Source organism: Rhizobium aureum (genome assembly GCF_030182495.1).
Lineage (GTDB): Bacteria > Pseudomonadota > Alphaproteobacteria > Rhizobiales > Rhizobiaceae > Rhizobium > Rhizobium tropici_C.
Genome location: NZ_JAQJCI010000005.1, coordinates 107560 through 125123 on the forward strand (window position 1 = coordinate 107560; position 17564 = coordinate 125123).

Consider the following 17564-nt stretch of genomic DNA (forward strand, 5'->3'; position numbering starts at 1 on the left):
TGCCTACACTTCATGCAGAACATGCGCTGCCTTGACGGCGGCCGATGCGCGGTTCTCGACGCCAAGCTTCACATAGATCTGTTCCAGATGCTTGTTCACCGTGCGGGCTGACAGCCCGAGGATTTCGCCTATGTCGCGGTTCGATTTACCCTTGGCGAGCCACAGCAGCACTTCGGATTCGCGTTGCGTCAGCGCGAAGTGCTGGCGCAAGGCTTCGTCGTCTGCGCGCTGACTGGTGGCCGTCAGGCGAAACAGATATTCGTCGGGGCCGATGGCTCCGAGGAAGGTGAATTGCAATGCGGCCTGACCGCCATTGCTGATCGAAAGAAGATTGTCGCGTGCCGCACCGAGCCGTTCCCGTTCCAGCATGAAGGCGGCAATGTGTTTCGAGGCGAGATCAAGCCCGTCGTCGCTGCCGGTTGCGGCATTGATGAGGCGGGTCGCCTGCGGCGTCGACCAATGGATGGCGCCATTGCCCTTGACCGCCAGGAGATGGCGGCCGGCAGCGTCGAGAGCCACTCTGGCGCTCTGGGCGGAGCGGGCATTGCGCAAGTGCACGCGGATGCGGGCGCGCAGCTCATCGATATTGATCGGTTTGGTGAGATAGTCGACACCGCCCGATTCGAGCGCATGCACCACATGCTCGGTCTCGGTCAGTCCGGTCATGAACACGACGGGGATCTGGGCGATGCCCGCATTGGCCTTCAAGCGGCGGCAGGTCTCAAAACCATCCATCGTTGGCATGACGGCGTCGAGCAGGATGAGATCGGGCGTGATGCGTTCGACGATGTTCAGTGCCGCCGATCCGGACGTGGCGATCAGTACGGAGAAGCCGGATTGCTCGAGCGCATCCGTCAGGAAGCCGAGCGCCTCGGGCGAATCGTCCACCAGCAAGACTATGTCACGGGGAAGGGTGGGCTCAGCCAATCTGTTCTACCTTTTCAGTATCGAAGCCGTGCAGCACGTTCAGGAACCCGTCGAGATCGAAGGCCTGGACATGAGCGCGCAAAGCGTCGGTGAAGGGCCTGTTCTCGTCCAGCTTGGCGAGATCCGCAAGCTTCGCCTCGATGCCTCTGATATAGCCGATCTCGCCGAGTCGCATCAGTTCGCGGACATGTTCTATCCCTGGGCTCTTCAGGGGCGGTGGCGGCTTTGGCGCGACCGGGGCGGAGGCATCGGCATAGAGCCATTTCAACCCGAGGTGCAGCGCAAGCTTGTCGCGCAGCTGGCGGATATCGACCGGCTTGGAGATGGCGTCGTTGTGGCTGTCGTCGCTGTCGGTCGCGGCGGCGGCATCGCCGATATTGGCCGACAGCATCAGGATCGGCGCCGTCTGGCCGTTTTCCCTAAGCCGCGAGACGAGCTGCCAACCATTCATGCCGGGCATGGAAATATCGACCAGGAACAGATCCGGCTTGATGCCCTCGATCAGCGTCAGGCAGTCCGGCCCGCCGGCCGCCGTCAGCACGATGAAATCGAGCGGCGACAGTATCTCGCGCATCAGCTCGCGATGATCTTCATTGTCATCGACAACGACGATGGTACGGCGCGGCCCCTCGTAGCCGGCAATGCGCTGCTCCTGCGCCGGCGGTTTCATCGGCCGAATCACGGCCGACAGCATCAGGCGCACTCTGAACGTCGAGCCGACATCCTTCTCGCTTGTGACCGAAATCTCGCCGCCGAGCGTATTCGTCAGCAGCTGGGTGATCGTCAAACCAAGGCCAAGCCCCGGCATGGGTCTGACGCTGTCGGCCTCGCCGCGCTGGAAAGGCTCGTAGATACGGGTAATATCTTTTGCCGCGATGCCGCGACCGGTATCGGAAACCGTGAAGGTGGCGACCTGGTTGCGGTAGCTCACTTCGAAGCGGACTCTGCCTTCATCGGTGAATTTGATGGCATTTGAAAGCAGGTTGACCAGGATCTGGCGCAGCCGCTTCTCGTCGGTGCGGACATAGTCGGGCAGCGCTGGAGAGCGTTCGTGGATGAAAGTCAGCCCCTTGGCCTGTGCCTGCGGATGGAACATGTCGACGATCTGGTCGAGGAAATCCTGGATGTTGATCTCGTTGGAATAGACCTGCAAACGGCCCGCCTCGATCTTCGAAATATCCAGCAGCCCGTCGATCAGGCCTGAAAGATGCTCGGCGCTGCGCCGGATGACCTTCAGCGAGGATTGCCGGGGCGCCGGAATGGTCTCGTCGCGCTCCAATATCTGCGCATAGCCGAGCACAGCATTGAGCGGCGTGCGCAGCTCGTGGCTGAGACCCACGACATAGCGGCTCTTGGCGCGGTTTGCCGCCTCCGCCGCTTCCTTGGCACCCTGCAGGGCAGCGTCCGTCTTCTTGTGCGCAGCAATTTCCTTCAAGAGCAGCGTGTTCTGGCGTGAGGATTCCTCCTCGGCGACAACGCGGCTGTCATGGGCAAGCACATAGAACCAGCAGACGACGCCGGCGATGACGGCAAAGACGAAGAAGACGATGAGAATGGTGCGATTGACGACGGCGGCCGTCTCCGGAGAAGCGGCCCCGACCTGATGCGCGATCATTGCCAGGATCGCTCCCACGGCGGTCAGCGCCACGGCAACGGCAATGCCGTAGCGGCCGAGGCGCGTGGCGAGCTTCGCCACGATGCTTTCCGGCAGCAGGGTCCTTGCGACGGTAGCGACCTGCGTATTGAGGCGCGCCTTCGGCTTGCACATGTCGTGGCAGCGGCTGTCGAGCGAACAGCAGAGCGAGCAGATCGGCGCGGCATAGGCAGGGCACCACGCCATATCCTCCGGCTCGAACGGGTGTTCGCAGACGGAACAGGTAATGGTGGTCAGGTTCTTCCAGCTCTGTCGCGGTTTGCGAGCAAGATAGTACTTGCCCCCCGTGATCCAGGCGATGGCGGGCGAGGCGATGAGTGCGACGATCAGGGTGATATAGGGTGCAAGCGAGGCGGCGATCGAACCGAAGGCGCCGAAATGCGCGATGAGAGCGATGGTAGCCGAAAGCGCCATCGCACCGAGGCCGACCGGATTGATGTCGTAGAGATGCGCGCGCTTGAATTCGATGCCGGGCGGGGCCAACCCCAGCGGCTTGTTGATGAAGAGATCGGCGGAGATGGTGCAGAGCCAGGCCATGGCGATGATCGAGAAGATGCCGAGCGTCTCCTCCAGCAGCCGGTAGATGCCGAGCTCCATCAACAAGAGCGCGATGGCGACGTTGAAGACCAGCCAGATGACGCGGCCTGGATGGCTGTGTGTCAGCCGCGAAAAGAAGTTCGACCATGCGAGCGAGCCGGCATAGGCATTCATGACGTTGATCTTCAGCTGCGAGATCATCACGAAGGCTGCCATCAGGAGCAGCGCGGCATTGTGCCAGGGGATCATGTAGCCGAAGGCGGTCAGATACATCTGCGCGGGATCGGCGGCGCGGTCGGCCGGCACGCCAGAGGTCAGCGTCAGGACGACGAGGAAGGAACCGGCGAGCAGCTTCGGCGCTCCGATGATGACCCATCCCGGTCCAGCGAGAAAGATGGCGAGGCGATGGCGCCATTTGCGATGGCCGTCCGGCGGCAGGAAGCGCAGGAAATCGGCCTGTTCGCCGATCTGCGACATCAGCGCCAGGATGACGGCGGAGGCGGCGCCGAACTCGATCAGATCGAAGGGGGCGGCGGTGCCTGGTGCGCTCGCGGGATGATGGATGCCCGCGAAGGCGCGCCAGAGATCGAATTTTTCCCAGTCGGCAAAGGCGATGAAGACGAAGGGCAGGATGTTGAGAACGATCCAGAAGGGCTGCGTCAGCAGCTGGAACCGGCTAATGAGGCGCACGCCATGGGTGACGAGCGGGATCACCATGACGGCGCTGACGATGTAGCCGATCCACACGGGTATGCCGAGTGTCAGCTCGAGCGCACCGGACATGATCGAGGCTTCGATCGCAAACAGCATGAAGGTGAAGCTGGCATAGATCAGCGAAGTGATGGTCGAGCCGATATAGCCGAAGCTTGCGCCGCGGGTCAGAAGATCGATGTCGACGCCGTGGCGGATGGCGTATCGGCTGATCGGCAGGCCGACGGCCAGCATGACGAGGCTGGCGACGATGATCGCGTAGAAAGCGTTGGTCGTGCCGTAGGACAGCGTGATCGTGCCGCCGATCGCCTCCAGCGCCAGGAAGGAAATGGCGCCGATCGCGGTTTGCGAGATGCGTTGCGAGGAAAACTGGCGTGCGCTCTTGGCGGTAAAACGCAGGGCGTAGTCTTCCAGCGTCTGGTTTGCGACCCAGCGATTATATTCGCGTCTTACCGGAATGATGCGTTGCCGCGCAGCCATGCTTGCCCTTCAGTCGTCCCGCCTTGGTCGTTCCGGCGGTCCAGAGATGTCGTAACACGGATCGATACGGTGCTTAAGGGCATGAGAGTGCACAAAGCTGCACATTTCGCCCCGGCGCCTACGTCATATTACGTATGTGGTTTCCCAAGGGGCTGCCGGATAGTCGCTGAAGGCAACGGTTAATCCTTGTTTACCGGCCGTTGCGGCAGACAAAAGAGGGGAACCATAGATGAAACTCAAGACTCTCGTCTCCGGCGCGCTGCTCGGCGCCATCATGTCCACGACAGCATTCCACGGCGCTTTCGCAGCCGACGACACCATCAAGGTCGGCGTCCTGCATTCGCTGTCCGGCACCATGGCGATCTCGGAAACGACGCTGAAGGACGCCATGCTGATGCTCATCGACGAGCAGAACAAGAAGGGCGGCGTTCTCGGCAAGAAGCTCGAGCCCGTCGTCGTCGATCCGGCCTCCGACTGGCCGCTCTTTGCCGAAAAGGCCCGCGAACTGATCCAGAAGGACAAGGTCTCCGCCGTGTTCGGTTGCTGGACTTCCGTGTCGCGCAAGTCAGTGCTGCCCGTCTTCAAGGAACTGAATTCGATCCTGTTCTATCCGGTACAGTTCGAAGGCGAGGAGTCCGAGCGTAACGTCTTCTATACAGGCGCCGCCCCGAACCAGCAGGCAATTCCGGCCGTCGACTACCTGATGAAGAACGAAGGCGTGCAGCGCTGGGTGCTCGAAGGCACCGACTATGTCTATCCGCGCACGACCAACAAGATCCTCGAAGCCTATCTGAAATCGAAGGGCGTCAAGGACGAAGACATCATCATCAACTACACGCCGTTCGGCTTCTCCGACTGGCAGACGGAAGTCTCCAAGATCAAGGCCTTCGGCGCGGCCGGCAAGAAGACGGCCGTCGTCTCCACCATCAACGGCGACGCCAACGTTCCCTTCTACAAGGAGCTCGGCAACCAGGGCGTCAAGGCTGAAGATATTCCGGTCGTCGCCTTTTCGGTCGGCGAAGAAGAGCTTGCCGGTGTCGACACCAAGCCGCTTGTGGGACATCTCGCCGCCTGGAACTACTTCCAGTCGGTCGATACGCCCGCCAACGCCGCCTTCATCAAGGAGTGGCATGCCTACACCAAGAATGACAAGCGTGTGACCAACGACCCGATGGAAGCCGCCTATATCGGCTTCAACATGTGGGTAAAGGCCGTCGAGAAGGCCGGCACGACCGATCCGGACAAGGTGATCGACGCGCTCGTCGGTGTCGCGGTACCGAACCTCACCGGCGGCACCGCCACCATGATGCCGAACCACTACATCACCAAGCCAGTCCTGATCGGCGAAGTGCAGGAAAACGGTCAGTTCGACGTCGTGTCGCAGACCCCGGCCGTGGTCGGCAAGGAATGGTCCGACTACCTGCCTGATAGCAAGGACCTGATCTCGGATTGGCGCATGCCGCTGAACTGCGGCAACTTCAACGTCACCACCGGCAAGTGCGGCGGCAAGGGCTCCTGATACCAGCCGACACAAGATCGCCGCGGGCAGGATTTTCTGGCCGCGGCAGCTTGAGGGGACTAGCGCAATGTTCGACAAATTCGTTTACCGCATGGCCTTGGCGCTGGTCGCCTGCTTCTGTCTGATGCTGGTGCTGATGGCGACAAGCCTGCGCGCCCAGGAGGACGCCCATAGCCTGATCAATTCGCTCGGCCAGGCCAATTTCCAGAAGGCCGGCGATATCGTCCAGAGCCTTGCGAAGTCAGGTGATCCCAAGGTCGTACCGGCATTGCAGGCCTTCTCCGACGGCGATCTTTATGTCAGGAAATCCGACAATCAGGTATTCATCGCCAAATCCTCTGGCGACATGATGGATCTGCTGGATCCCGTGAGCGGGCAGGTGGTCGGCCAGGAAGGCAAGGACAATCTCGGCAAGATCAAGATCAACAACAATCTGCGCCGTGCGGTTCGCGCGGCTCTCGGCGGTCTGACGCTGATGAGCCCGGATCGCGCTACGAGGCTCGAGGCGGCGCAATCCGTTTTGAAGGCGCCGAGTGCGGATTCGCTTGACGCCGTCGAGACGGCGCTGCAGTCCGAGAAGGACACGGACATTCGCGGTGTGCTTGAACGCGCAAAAGCGGTTGCCGTGCTCGGCTCGGACCGTCCGATCGAAGAAAAAAAGGCGGCAATCGAGACGATCAAGAACGAAGGCGGCCGCGATGCCATCGGCATTCTCTCGTCGGTTTCCGTCGATGATAGCCTGAAGCCCGATGTTACCGCCGCCATTGCGGGCATCCAGGATCAATTGAAGTTCTGGGATGCGGTTCAGAATGTCTGGTATGGCCTGTCGCTCGGCTCGGTGCTGCTGCTGGCCGCCATCGGCCTTGCGATTACCTTCGGTGTCATGGGCATCATCAACATGGCCCATGGTGAAATGGTGATGCTCGGCGCCTACTCGACCTTCGTCGTTCAAAGCATCATCCGCACCTCTTATCCCGAACTCTTCGACTGGTCGCTGGCGATCGCCCTGCCTGTCGCCTTCATCGTCACCGGTGCCGTCGGCCTCGTCATCGAGCGCGGCGTTATCCGCTTCCTTTACGGCCGGCCTCTCGAAACGCTGCTCGCCACCTGGGGTATTTCGCTGATCCTGCAGCAGGCGGTGCGTTCGATCTTCGGGCCGACCAATCAGGAAGTCGGCAACCCCTCGTGGATGTCCGGCTCCTTCGACCTCGGCTATCTCTCCATCACCTGGAACCGGCTCTGGATCATCGTCTTTTCGCTCGGCGTGTTCGTTGCGCTCCTGCTTCTTCTCAAGCGCTCGGCCTTCGGGCTGCAGATGCGGGCGGTGACGCAGAACCGGCGCATGGCCTCATCGATGGGGATCCGTACCTCCTGGGTTGACGCCTTCACCTTTGCGCTCGGCTCGGGCATCGCGGGCATGGCGGGTGTCGCGCTCTCGCAGATCGACAACGTCTCGCCGAACCTCGGCCAGAGCTACATTATCGACAGTTTCATGGTCGTGGTGTTCGGCGGTGTGGGCAATCTCTGGGGGACGCTCGTCGGGGCCTTCTCGCTCGGCATCCTCAACAAGTTCCTCGAGCCCTATGCGGGGGCGGTGCTCGGCAAGATCCTCGTCCTCGTTCTCATCATCCTCTTTATTCAGAAACGTCCGCGCGGGCTCTTCGCCCTCAAGGGAAGGGCGGTGGAAGCATGATCACGGCCTTTCTTCTTCGCTCGCTCGACCGCCGTATCAGCATCGCGATCGCGATCCTGCTTGCCGTCGCCGTGCTCGTGCCGCTGTCGAACCTGCTGTTGCCCGAAACGAGCGCACTACATGTGCCGACCTATCTGATGTCGTTGTTCGGCAAATATCTGACCTATGCACTGCTCGCCTTGGCGCTCGATCTGGTGTGGGGTTATTGCGGCATTCTCTCGCTCGGCCATGGCGCCTTCTTCGCGCTCGGCGGCTATGCGATGGGCATGTATCTGATGCGGCAGATCGGTTCGCGCGGCACCTACGGCAATCCGATCCTGCCCGACTTCATGGTCTTCCTGAATTGGAAGGAGCTGCCGTGGTTCTGGTATGGCTTCGATCAGTTCTGGTTCGCCATGCTGATGGTCCTCGTCGCGCCCGGCTTGCTTGCCTTCGTCTTCGGCTGGTTTGCCTTCCGCTCGCGCGTCAACGGCGTCTATCTGTCGATCATTACGCAGGCGATGACCTATGCGCTGCTGCTTGCCTTCTTCCGCAACGACATGGGCTTCGGCGGCAATAATGGTCTGACCGATTTCAAGGATATTATCGGCTTCAACATCCAGGCCGATGGCACGCGTGCCGTGCTGTTCGCCATCACGGCCGTGTTCCTGGCGCTGGCATTGATGCTGTCTTCGGCCATCGTCCGCTCGAAGTTCGGTAAGGTGCTTGTGGGCGTGCGCGACGCCGAAAGCCGCACGCGCTTTCTCGGCTATCGCGTCGAGCATATGAAGCTCTTCGTTTTCGTCGTATCGGCCATGATGGCCGGTATTGCCGGCGCGCTCTACGTGCCGCAGATCGGCATCATCAATCCCGGCGAGTTTGCGCCGGCCAATTCGATCGAAGTCGTCATCTGGACGGCCGTCGGCGGGAGAGCGACCCTGATCGGCCCGATCATCGGCGCCGTGCTGGTCAATGGCGGCAAGACCATCTTTACCGGGCTGTTTCCCGAGTTCTGGCTGTTTGCGCTTGGCGGCCTGTTCGTCGCGGTGACGTTGTTCCTGCCAAAGGGCATCGTCGGCACCATCGCGCAGTATCTCGGAAGGAAACATACGCCGGCAAGCCCACCGCCCAAGGCTGCGAAGGATGAAGCCCAACAGTCCGTGCAGGCTGCGGAGTAGGACCATGATCCCCGATATCAAACCCAACAGTATGCTCTATCTCAACAACGTCTCCGTTTCCTTCGATGGCTTCAAGGCTTTGAACTCGCTGTCGATCGTCATCGAGCCTGGCGAACTTCGCGCCATCATCGGACCGAACGGTGCCGGCAAGACGACGATGATGGACATCATCACCGGCAAGACGCGACCGGACGAGGGAGAAGTATTCTTCAATGGCCAGATCGACCTGACGAAGAAGGACGAGGCCGATATTGCCCAGCTCGGCATCGGCCGGAAATTCCAGAAGCCGACCGTCTTCGAAAGCCATACCGTCTGGGACAATCTCGAACTGGCACTCAACCGCAATCGCGGCGTCTTCGCGACGCTGTTCTACCGGCTGACGCCCGCCGATCGCGAGCGTATCGAGGAAATCCTGGAGACGGTGCGGCTTTCGCATCGGCGCGACGAGCTGGCGGCCAACCTTTCGCATGGCCAGAAGCAGTGGCTGGAGATCGGCATGCTGCTGGCGCAGGAGCCGAAGCTCCTGCTGGTCGACGAACCGGTGGCGGGAATGACGGATGCCGAGACGGCGGAAACCGCTGTGCTTTTGAAGGAAATCGCCAAGACGCGTTCGGTCGTCGTGGTCGAGCACGACATGGGCTTCATCCGCGATCTCGGCGTCAAGGTCACGTGTCTCGCCGAAGGATCTGTTCTGGCGGAAGGATCGATCGATTTCGTCAGCAGTGATCCGAGGGTAATCGAGAACTATCTGGGGCGGTAGGTGGTTTTGGGATGAGGGGGCGTGAGGGAAAAGGAAGAGAATTGAGATGCTGACAGTCGAAAACGCAAATCTGCATTATGGTGCCGCTCAGGCGCTGCGCGGCATCTCCATCAAGGCCGAGATGGGCAAGATCACCTGCGTCCTTGGGCGCAATGGCGTCGGCAAAAGCTCGCTCTTGCGTGCGGTCACCGGACAGCATGCCTTGTCGGCCGGCACGGTTGCGTTCAATGGTGTGACACTGAACGGCATGGCACCATTCGCGCGCGCCAAGCAGGGGATCGGTTATGTGCCGCAAGGCCGCGAGATCTTTCCGCTGCTGACGGTGAAGGAAAATCTCGAGACCGGTTATGCGCCGCTTTCCCGACGCGACCGCAGCATTCCTGATGATATCTACAGCCTGTTCCCGGTGCTGAAGTCCATGCTCTCGCGCCGCGGCGGCGATCTCTCCGGCGGCCAGCAGCAGCAGCTGGCGATCGGCCGCGCGATGGTGACGCGGCCGAAGATCCTGGTGCTGGATGAGCCGACCGAGGGCATCCAGCCGTCGATCATCAAGGATATCGGCCGCGCGATCCGCTATCTCAGGGATTCCACCGGCATGGCGATCCTGCTCGTCGAGCAATATCTCGATTTCTGCCGCGAGCTCGCCGATTACGTCTACATCATGGATCGTGGCGAGATCGTGCATGAAGGCCTGGCGGAGACACTGGATACGCCGGAGGCCCGGCGTCATCTGACCGTCTGAGGCGATTGCCTTTCTTTTTGGCTTTTGATGAAAAATGTGGCTGACATGGCTGATAATGGGCCGATATCGCGTGGCATCGCATAAGGCACAGAAATTGCTTGCGTTTGTTCTTTGCCGGGTTTCAATGGCTGCAGGGCTGGGCGTCAATCATGACGCGCAAAGGTCGTTGTAGCACTTTTAATCTGCTGCATAATTTTACCCTTAAATCGATGCCGATTTAGGGAATTATGCAGGGGCTTTGGCATGATGTGATGTGTGGAGAGGCAGATGGCAATGACGGCGGCAGGCACGAGACCGCAGAGGGCGCGTGGTCGCGGCCATCTTGCGGCCAAGTCGCTTGGCGGCCGCACGCGCCTTGCCGAGCTCTTTCAGGAGGGTGCGGCAAAGATCAGACTGCCGGAAACCTTCGACCATTCCATGGAAGCCGTCATTATCAACACCGCCGGCGGCCTGACCGGCGGCGACCGGATGGATTGGAGCGTCGTCGCCGGGCCGGGTACGCGCATTGATGTGACGACGCAGGCCTGTGAGAAGATCTACAAGGCTTCGGCGGGTACGGCCGAGGTGCTGACATCCATAAAGATTGGCGCCGGTGCGCGGGTCGATTGGCTGCCGCAGGAGACCATCCTCTTCGATCGTGCTTCGCTTTCGCGCGCGTTGACTGTAGAGCTTGACGGCACGGCCGAATTCCTTGCCGTCGAGGCGATCCTGCTTGGGCGGAAAGCCATGGGCGAGGCCATGGAGCAGGGATTGTTTCGCGATCGCTGGCGCATCCGCCGCGGCGAACGGCTGGTTCATGCCGAGGAGCTGCGCCTGGACGGCGATGTAGCCGCATTAACGGCCAAGGCGGCTGTCCTGAGCGGCCAGGTTGCCTTCGCGACCCTGCTTTATGTCGGTCCGCAGGCGGAAGCCTATCTCGGCCGTATCCGGCCGCTCCTCGAAACGCATATGGGAGGCGCCAGCCACTGGGGCGAGAAGCTCGTCGTGCGCCTTGCCGCCGCCGATGGTTTCGCGCTCAGAAAAATCCTCATCCCGATCATTTCCACCTTGCGCAATGGAGCGCCTGTGCCGAAAGTCTGGAACCTGTAAATTGAGCAAACAGCAATCACATAGGTAGGCGATGAACCTCACTCCGAGAGAAAAAGACAAGCTGCTGATTTCGATGGCGGCGATGGTGGCGCGGCGGCGGCTGGAGCGCGGCGTCAAGCTCAATCATCCCGAAGCCATCGCGCTGATCACGGACTTCGTAGTGGAAGGCGCCCGCGACGGCCGCGCCGTCGCCGAGCTCATGGAGGCCGGCGCCCATGTCATTACCCGCGATCAGGTGATGGAAGGTGTCGCCGAGATGATCCATGACGTTCAGGTCGAAGCGACGTTCCCCGACGGCACCAAGCTCGTGACCGTCCACGAGCCTATCCGGTGAGGTTGAAATGCTGGAACTGAGACCCAACTGCGAATGCTGCGACAAGAATTTACCGCCGGACAGCGAGGAGGCAATGATCTGCACGTTCGAGTGCACCTTCTGCGCCGATTGTGTCAATGCGGTGCTGGACGGCGTCTGCCCGAACTGCGGCGGTGATTTCGCGCGGCGTCCCATCCGCCCGGTGGCGCTGCTTGCCAAATATCCCGCTTCGACCAAGCGTGTTCTAAAAGCTGAGGGATGTGCGCCCATCCAGGCCGCATGAGGAGAGAACCATGATCCCAGGTGAAATCATCGCCGCGAGCGGCGACATCGAACTCAATGCCGGAGCGCCGACCGTGACGCTTGAGGTTTCCAATACCGGCGATCGGCCGGTGCAGGTCGGAAGCCACTATCACTTTGCCGAGACCAATGCCGGGCTTTCCTTCGACCGCGACAAGGCGAAGGGCATGCGGCTCGATATTCCCGCCGGAACCGCCGTGCGCTTCGAACCGGGACAGACACGCTCGGTGACGCTGATCCCACTGTCGGGCAAGCGCGAAGTCTACGGTTTCCGCCAGCTGGTCATGGGCAAGCTTTAGGGTAGGAGAAGCTCCATGCCGATGAAATCGCTTGCACCGGTTGCGGCCCTTGTCGCAGTCCTGACCTGCGGCCCAGTCTCTGCACAGCAGACCATGCACGAACCGAAGGTCGATTGTGCCAAGGCAGAGACACAGACGGACTTGAACGTTTGTGCTGTGCTCGAATTCGGTGAGGCCGACAAGGCACTGAACGCACAATATAAGAAGACGCGCGCAGCTATGGTCGCCATCGATGCGGATCTCGACAATAACATGAAGGGTGCCGAAAAGGCGCTCATCAAAGCGCAGCGCGCCTGGGTGGATTATCGCGACGGCGAGTGCGAGGCGCAGGGATTTCAGGCGCGGGGCGGCTCCATGGAGCCCATGCTTGTTTCCGGTTGCAAAGCTGATTTGACCAAGAAGCGAACCAAGGAATTGAAGGATCTCGCCGCTGGGCCGGAGGGCAATCAGTGAGCCTGAGGCGCGCAGTGATGATCGTCGGTAATGGTGAGATCGCGGCAGGCGCGGCGGATGTCATCGATGCTGCAGATCTCGTGATCCGCTTCAACGATTGTCGCTCGATGGGAGCAGGCGGCAGCCGCACCGATGTCGTCGCGGTCTGCAATACGGGCCAGCCGGCACGCGCCATGCTCGGCTCGGCCGAGTGGCGCAGGAGCCCCGCCGTTGCCTCCTCGTCTGAAGTCTGGAGCGTGCGCGATCCAAGAAAATTCGCCGCACTGCGCGCACCGCTGGCAATTTCGCATCCGGAACTCGACGATTTCTGCGACGATTATACCGATCAGTTCGCTGCCTTTTGCCAGGCGACCGGCAAGCGGCATGTCGTGATCGATCAATCCGTTCACGAAGGCGTGGACGCGGCGCTGGCGGGTTACGATCCAGGCTCCTATGTGGTGCCGAGCAGCGGCATAATCGTGATTGCCGATGTGCTGTTGCGCCATCCCGACGATGATATCGCCATTACCGGTTTCAGCCACACGGGCTGGGAAGAACATCCCTTTGCCGCCGAAAAACGGCTGGCGGAGGCTTACATATCCCTCGGCCGCCTGCGGCGCCTTGCCGACACGAACCTCATCTCTGCCTCCCAAGGAGACTGACCCATGCCCTACAAGATTTCCCGCGCCGCCTATGCCAGCATGTTCGGACCGACCGTCGGCGACAAGGTTCGGCTGGCCGATACCGAATTGTTCATCGAGGTGGAGAAGGATTTCACCACCTATGGCGAGGAAGTGAAGTTCGGCGGCGGCAAGGTCATTCGCGATGGCATGGGCCAGAGCCAGGTGACGCGCGCCAACGGGGCCGTCGATACCGTCATCACCAATGCGCTGATCTTGGACCACTGGGGCATCGTGAAAGCGGATATCGGCTTGAAGGAGGGCCGCATCGTCGCGATCGGCAAGGCCGGTAATCCGGATATGCAGCCCGATGTCAACATCATCGTCGGACCGGGCACGGAAGCGATCGCGGGCGAGGGCAAGATCGTCACCGCCGGCGGCATGGACAGTCATATCCATTTCATCTGCCCGCAGCAGATCGATGAAGCCCTGATGTCTGGTATCACCACCATGCTCGGCGGCGGTACCGGCCCGGCCCATGGAACGCTGGCAACGACCTGCACGCCCGGCCCCTGGCATCTGGCGCGCATGATCGAAGCCTTCGACGCTTTCCCGATGAATATCGGCCTCTCGGCCAAGGGCAATGCGTCTTTGCCCGCCGCCTTGGAGGAGATGGTGCTCGGCGGCGCCTGCTCACTCAAATTGCATGAGGACTGGGGCACGACGCCGGCGGCGATCGACTGCTGCCTCAGCGTTGCCGATGAATACGACGTTCAGGTGATGATCCACACGGATACCTTGAACGAAAGCGGCTTCGTCGAGGATACGATCGGCGCCATCAAGGGTCGCACGATCCATGCATTCCATACCGAGGGCGCAGGCGGCGGGCACGCGCCCGATATCATCAAAATCTGCGGCCAGTCGAACGTCATCCCGTCTTCGACCAATCCGACGCGTCCCTATACGGTTAACACGATCGCCGAGCATCTGGACATGCTGATGGTCTGCCATCACCTGTCGCCGTCGATCCCGGAGGATATCGCCTTCGCCGAAAGCCGAATCCGCAAGGAGACGATCGCTGCGGAGGATATTCTCCACGATATCGGCGCCTTCTCGATCATTTCATCCGACAGCCAGGCCATGGGCCGTGTCGGCGAAGTGGCGATCCGCACCTGGCAGACCGCCGACAAGATGAAGCGCCAGCGCGGCCGTCTGGCGCAGGAGATTGGCGACAACGACAATTTCCGGGTGAAGCGCTACATCGCCAAATATACGATCAATCCGGCGATTGCGCATGGCGTCAGCCATGAGGTCGGTTCGATCGAAGTCGGCAAGCGCGCCGATCTGGTATTTTGGAATCCGGCCTTTTTCGGCGTGAAGCCGGAGATGGTGTTGCTCGGCGGGTCCATTGCCGCGGCGCCCATGGGTGATCCGAATGCCTCGATCCCGACGCCGCAGCCGATGCATTACCGGCCGATGTTCGGCGCGTATGGCAAGAATCGGACGAACTCCTCCGTGACCTTCGTTTCGCAGGCTGCTTTCGATGCCGGGCTTGCCGGCAAGCTCGGCATCGCCAAGGCGCTGCTGCCCGTCAGAAACACGCGCGGCGGCATCTCCAAGGCATCGATGATCCATAACAGCCTAACGCCGCATATCGAGGTGGATCCGGAAACCTATGAAGTGCGCGCCGATGGCAAGCTGCTGACCTGCGAGCCGGCGACGGTGCTGCCGATGGCGCAGCGCTATTTCCTGTTCTGAGGACATTTCCAAGCTTGATTGCCGGCGAGTGTGAGAAAGCCCCGGTTTCGGGGTTTTTCCGATGCTGCGCGCCGAATGCGGTTTTGCCGAAAGCGTGGTGTGGCGGTGCCGGCGCCTCGCATTTCCATCGGCAACCCTGATTTTGCAGATCAGCGCTCTTGGTTGTTCACAACTTGGGAAATGCAACGCATTTTAATCATTACATTAAAGACCTGGAAGCGCCTTCACCCCTATCTCACATGATCGAAACGGTAGGCTGAGGAAGGTGAATCGCATGAAACGATGGATTTCGCTGCAGGCCGAGCTCGGTAACTTTCAGCAGCGACGTGCGATTTTTATTTTCGCGCTTAAGATGAGTTTTGTCGCCGTCATCATGTCGCTTGCCATCATCCTGGCGATGCTTTTCCTGCTGCAATGGTTCGATCTTCTGCCGTTGCCGATTCTGGAGGCAATGCGCTTCGGCGTTCTTCTGGCATGGATTATCGGCGGCACAGTTTCCGGCGCTGTGGCAGTGCTGGCGGGCTTTTCGATTCACAGGCTTGCGGTCTCCCGCGCCGAGTTCGAACGGCTGAGCCGTACCGACATGCTGTCCGGCCTCCTCAACCGCCGCGCTTTCACCGAGGCGCTGGATACGGCTGCAGACGGCGCTTCGCTTGTTATCTTCGATCTCGACCGGTTCAAGGCAATCAACGATCGCTTCGGACACGCATCCGGCGACGCCGTAATCGTTGCGGTGTCGCAGATACTTTCCGACGCCTTTACGGGAGATGACGTGATCGCCCGGCTCGGCGGCGAAGAATTCGGCGCGATCATTTATGGTGGCGACACTGCCGCGCGCATTGCGCGCATCGAAGAAATCAAGGAACGGATTGCCGAACACCCAATCGTCGTCGACGGCGGCTCGGTGAAGATCACCATGTCCGCCGGGATTGCCGACATCACCAGGGATCGCAAGACGGAGACCGTCTATGCCGCGGCCGACAAGGCCCTTTATCTTGCCAAAACGCTCGGCCGCAATCGTGTCATGCACGAGCGCGAGCGACTGTCGCAGGTCTGGCATCGCTGCGCGACCGAGCACGAGCAGGAAGCGACGACCGATCCCCGGGAGCTGCAGCGCTACGTGCAGCGGATGTAGCACATAGGCGTGTCATTGATGCTTGCACAGCGGATGACTATTTTGCATGGTCTGACAAACTCATAATTTGGAACCGACATGCAACGCGTCACCTCCTATCTGCCGGCCGGCACTCCTTCTTCCAATCCGATCGATCGTGTCGTCCTGCCGCATGATCTCAGGCATCTTCGCCGCAAGCTGCTGCATCTCGAAAATGGCGACATGGTCATGCTCGACCTCAAGGAGCCGGTGCTGTTTGCGAGCGGCGATCTGCTGGTGCGCGAGGATGGCGAGCTGATCGAAATCGTCGCGGCGGACGAAAAGCTTTTCGAGATTCGCCCGCGCGACCGCAGGCATCTGATCGAGCTCGCCTGGCATCTCGGTAACCGGCATCTGTCCGCGCAGATCGAGGAAGAGCGCATCCTGATCCTGCGCGATCATGTGATCCGCTCCATGCTCGAAGGATTGGGCGCAGTTGTGACCGAGGTGAGCGAGCCTTTCCAGCCTGCCCGCGGCGCCTATCACTCCCATGGCGGCCATTCGCACGGGCACGGGCACAATCACGATCATGGGCATGATCATCATGATCACGCGCACGATTGAACGTCGATGGACATTGCGGTGACGGATGATCGCGACGATCTGCAGGCGCTCCTGCGGCTGATGGCCTGGCTATCGCCGGCGTTTCCGGTGGGGTCCTTCGCCTATTCCGGTGGTCTCGAGCGTGCCGTACACGACGGTCTGGTGGCAGACAGTGCCGGGCTCGGAGACTGGATTTCCACGCTCATGCAGAATGGTTCGGTGTGGAATGACGTGGTCCTGCTGGTCGAGGCGCATCGGGCGGGCGCGGATGCGCAGCGGCTCGCAGCAGTCGCGGAGCTGGCCGAAGCGCTGGCAGGCTCGAAGGAGCGGCACGATGAGACCCTGTTGCTTGGAAATGCCTTTCTTTCTGCCGCTGCCGCCTGGCCGCAGGAGATTTTTTCCATGCTTCCAGCAAGGATCGCTTACCCTGTTGCGGTCGGTGCAATCGCGGGTGCTCATGGCATCCCGGCAGAAAAGGCCGCCGCCGCTTTCCTGCATGCGCTGGCCTCGCAGATGGTGTCGGCCGGCATCCGGCTCGGTGTCGGCGGGCAGAAGGATGGCGTTGCCATCCTTGCGCGGCTGGAGGGTTTCTTTGCCGCTATGGCGCGACGGGTGGCGCAATCCAGCCTCGATGATCTCGGCTCAGCGAGCGTGCAGGCTGACATAGCGAGCTTGCGTCATGAAACCCAGGGCACGCGGCTCTTCCGTTCATGATGCGCTGTTGGGGAAATATCATGATCCTGGCGTCACTACGTCATTCGCCGCTGTGCGGCGGCCGAACGCTTCGTTATGCTAGAGCAATTCCAGGAAAAGTGCGCCGCGGTTTTCCGTCCGGAATTGCGAGAAAACATAGAAATAGAGCGGTTCACAGATTCCT

16 protein-coding genes and 1 pseudogene are annotated in these 17564 nt (G+C 60.8%); 15 read left to right on the forward strand and 2 right to left on the reverse strand.

What is annotated here, in order from left to right; genetic code table 11:
• Positions 1–3 precede the first annotated feature (3 nt).
• Together PH552_RS14615 and PH552_RS14620 are read right to left on the reverse strand one after the other, a co-directional pair.
• On the reverse strand, positions 4–927 hold the full coding sequence (locus PH552_RS14615; RefSeq protein WP_112340447.1) for a response regulator transcription factor: 924 nt from the start codon (positions 925–927) through the stop codon (positions 4–6).
• The gene (locus PH552_RS14620; RefSeq protein WP_112340446.1) at positions 920–4309 is read right to left on the reverse strand and encodes a hybrid sensor histidine kinase/response regulator; all 3390 of its coding nucleotides are present in this window, start codon (positions 4307–4309) and stop codon (positions 920–922) included. The genes PH552_RS14615 and PH552_RS14620 overlap by 8 nt, the downstream gene beginning before the upstream one ends.
• Before the next feature lie 229 nt (positions 4310–4538).
• Here PH552_RS14620 and urtA point away from each other — a divergent pair, with 229 nt between their 5' ends.
• The 15 genes and pseudogenes from urtA (at position 4539) to PH552_RS14695 (ending at position 17401) form a co-directional block, all read left to right on the forward strand.
• A complete protein-coding gene (gene urtA / locus PH552_RS14625; RefSeq protein WP_112340445.1) occupies positions 4539–5828 on the forward strand; it encodes an urea ABC transporter substrate-binding protein in 1290 nt (429 codons plus the stop codon).
• A gap of 67 nt (positions 5829–5895) precedes the next feature.
• Entirely contained in the window at positions 5896–7521 is a 1626-nt protein-coding gene (gene urtB / locus PH552_RS14630; RefSeq protein ID WP_112340444.1) for an urea ABC transporter permease subunit UrtB, read from the forward strand.
• Positions 7518–8598 (forward strand): annotated as a pseudogene (gene urtC / locus PH552_RS14635) (urea ABC transporter permease subunit UrtC); the annotation flags it as partial. The gene urtB and the pseudogene urtC, both read left to right, overlap by 4 nt.
• An 84-nt stretch (positions 8599–8682) precedes the next feature.
• Entirely contained in the window at positions 8683–9438 is a 756-nt protein-coding gene (urtD, locus tag PH552_RS14640; protein ID WP_112340442.1) for an urea ABC transporter ATP-binding protein UrtD, read from the forward strand.
• A 46-nt stretch (positions 9439–9484) separates the two neighbouring features.
• Complete coding sequence (urtE, locus tag PH552_RS14645) at positions 9485–10180, forward strand: urea ABC transporter ATP-binding subunit UrtE (protein ID WP_112340441.1); 696 nt, start codon at positions 9485–9487, stop codon at positions 10178–10180.
• A 267-nt stretch (positions 10181–10447) separates the two neighbouring features.
• Positions 10448–11269: an urease accessory protein UreD gene (locus tag PH552_RS14650; RefSeq protein ID WP_113250541.1), complete on the forward strand. Its 822-nt coding sequence runs from the start codon at positions 10448–10450 to the stop codon at positions 11267–11269.
• Between the two features lie 31 nt (positions 11270–11300).
• Positions 11301–11603 carry an urease subunit gamma gene (locus tag PH552_RS14655; protein ID WP_112340439.1) on the forward strand — a complete coding sequence of 101 codons (303 nt, stop codon included), beginning with the start codon at positions 11301–11303 and terminating at the stop codon, positions 11601–11603.
• Between the two features lie 7 nt (positions 11604–11610).
• Positions 11611–11865: a DUF1272 domain-containing protein gene (locus tag PH552_RS14660; protein ID WP_112340438.1), complete on the forward strand. Its 255-nt coding sequence runs from the start codon at positions 11611–11613 to the stop codon at positions 11863–11865.
• A gap of 10 nt (positions 11866–11875) precedes the next feature.
• Positions 11876–12181, forward strand: a complete 306-nt coding sequence (locus PH552_RS14665; protein ID WP_112340437.1) for an urease subunit beta — start codon at positions 11876–11878, stop codon at positions 12179–12181.
• 21 nt (positions 12182–12202) lie between these two features.
• Positions 12203–12634: a lysozyme inhibitor LprI family protein gene (locus PH552_RS14670; protein WP_181592283.1), complete on the forward strand. Its 432-nt coding sequence runs from the start codon at positions 12203–12205 to the stop codon at positions 12632–12634.
• 17 nt (positions 12635–12651) lie between these two features.
• Positions 12652–13275: a Urease operon accessory protein gene (locus PH552_RS14675; RefSeq protein WP_112340436.1), complete on the forward strand. Its 624-nt coding sequence runs from the start codon at positions 12652–12654 to the stop codon at positions 13273–13275.
• A gap of 3 nt (positions 13276–13278) precedes the next feature.
• Entirely contained in the window at positions 13279–14991 is a 1713-nt protein-coding gene (gene ureC / locus PH552_RS14680) for an urease subunit alpha (RefSeq protein WP_112340435.1), read from the forward strand.
• A 274-nt stretch (positions 14992–15265) separates the two neighbouring features.
• Positions 15266–16126, forward strand: a complete 861-nt coding sequence (locus PH552_RS14685) for a GGDEF domain-containing protein (protein WP_113250542.1) — start codon at positions 15266–15268, stop codon at positions 16124–16126.
• A gap of 78 nt (positions 16127–16204) precedes the next feature.
• Positions 16205–16708 carry an urease accessory protein UreE gene (ureE, locus tag PH552_RS14690; RefSeq protein ID WP_113250543.1) on the forward strand — a complete coding sequence of 168 codons (504 nt, stop codon included), beginning with the start codon at positions 16205–16207 and terminating at the stop codon, positions 16706–16708.
• Positions 16709–16726: 18 nt separating this feature from the next.
• A complete protein-coding gene (locus PH552_RS14695) occupies positions 16727–17401 on the forward strand; it encodes an urease accessory protein UreF (protein WP_112340565.1) in 675 nt (224 codons plus the stop codon).
• Positions 17402–17564: the final 163 nt, after the last annotated feature.

Coding starts and splice junctions, on each gene's coding strand:
- ureE (WP_113250543.1), top strand. CDS start 16,205: ATGCAACGCGTCACCTCCTATCTGCCGGCCGGCACTCCTTCTTCCAAT.
- urtD (WP_112340442.1), top strand. CDS start 8,683: ATGATCCCCGATATCAAACCCAACAGTATGCTCTATCTCAACAACGTC.
- PH552_RS14655 (WP_112340439.1), top strand. CDS start 11,301: ATGAACCTCACTCCGAGAGAAAAAGACAAGCTGCTGATTTCGATGGCG.
- PH552_RS14620 (WP_112340446.1), bottom strand. CDS start 4,309: ATGGCTGCGCGGCAACGCATCATTCCGGTAAGACGCGAATATAATCGC.
- PH552_RS14675 (WP_112340436.1), top strand. CDS start 12,652: ATGATCGTCGGTAATGGTGAGATCGCGGCAGGCGCGGCGGATGTCATC.
- PH552_RS14670 (WP_181592283.1), top strand. CDS start 12,203: ATGAAATCGCTTGCACCGGTTGCGGCCCTTGTCGCAGTCCTGACCTGC.
- urtA (WP_112340445.1), top strand. CDS start 4,539: ATGAAACTCAAGACTCTCGTCTCCGGCGCGCTGCTCGGCGCCATCATG.
- PH552_RS14650 (WP_113250541.1), top strand. CDS start 10,448: ATGGCAATGACGGCGGCAGGCACGAGACCGCAGAGGGCGCGTGGTCGC.
- PH552_RS14685 (WP_113250542.1), top strand. CDS start 15,266: ATGAAACGATGGATTTCGCTGCAGGCCGAGCTCGGTAACTTTCAGCAG.
- PH552_RS14660 (WP_112340438.1), top strand. CDS start 11,611: ATGCTGGAACTGAGACCCAACTGCGAATGCTGCGACAAGAATTTACCG.
- PH552_RS14665 (WP_112340437.1), top strand. CDS start 11,876: ATGATCCCAGGTGAAATCATCGCCGCGAGCGGCGACATCGAACTCAAT.
- ureC (WP_112340435.1), top strand. CDS start 13,279: ATGCCCTACAAGATTTCCCGCGCCGCCTATGCCAGCATGTTCGGACCG.
- urtB (WP_112340444.1), top strand. CDS start 5,896: ATGTTCGACAAATTCGTTTACCGCATGGCCTTGGCGCTGGTCGCCTGC.
- urtE (WP_112340441.1), top strand. CDS start 9,485: ATGCTGACAGTCGAAAACGCAAATCTGCATTATGGTGCCGCTCAGGCG.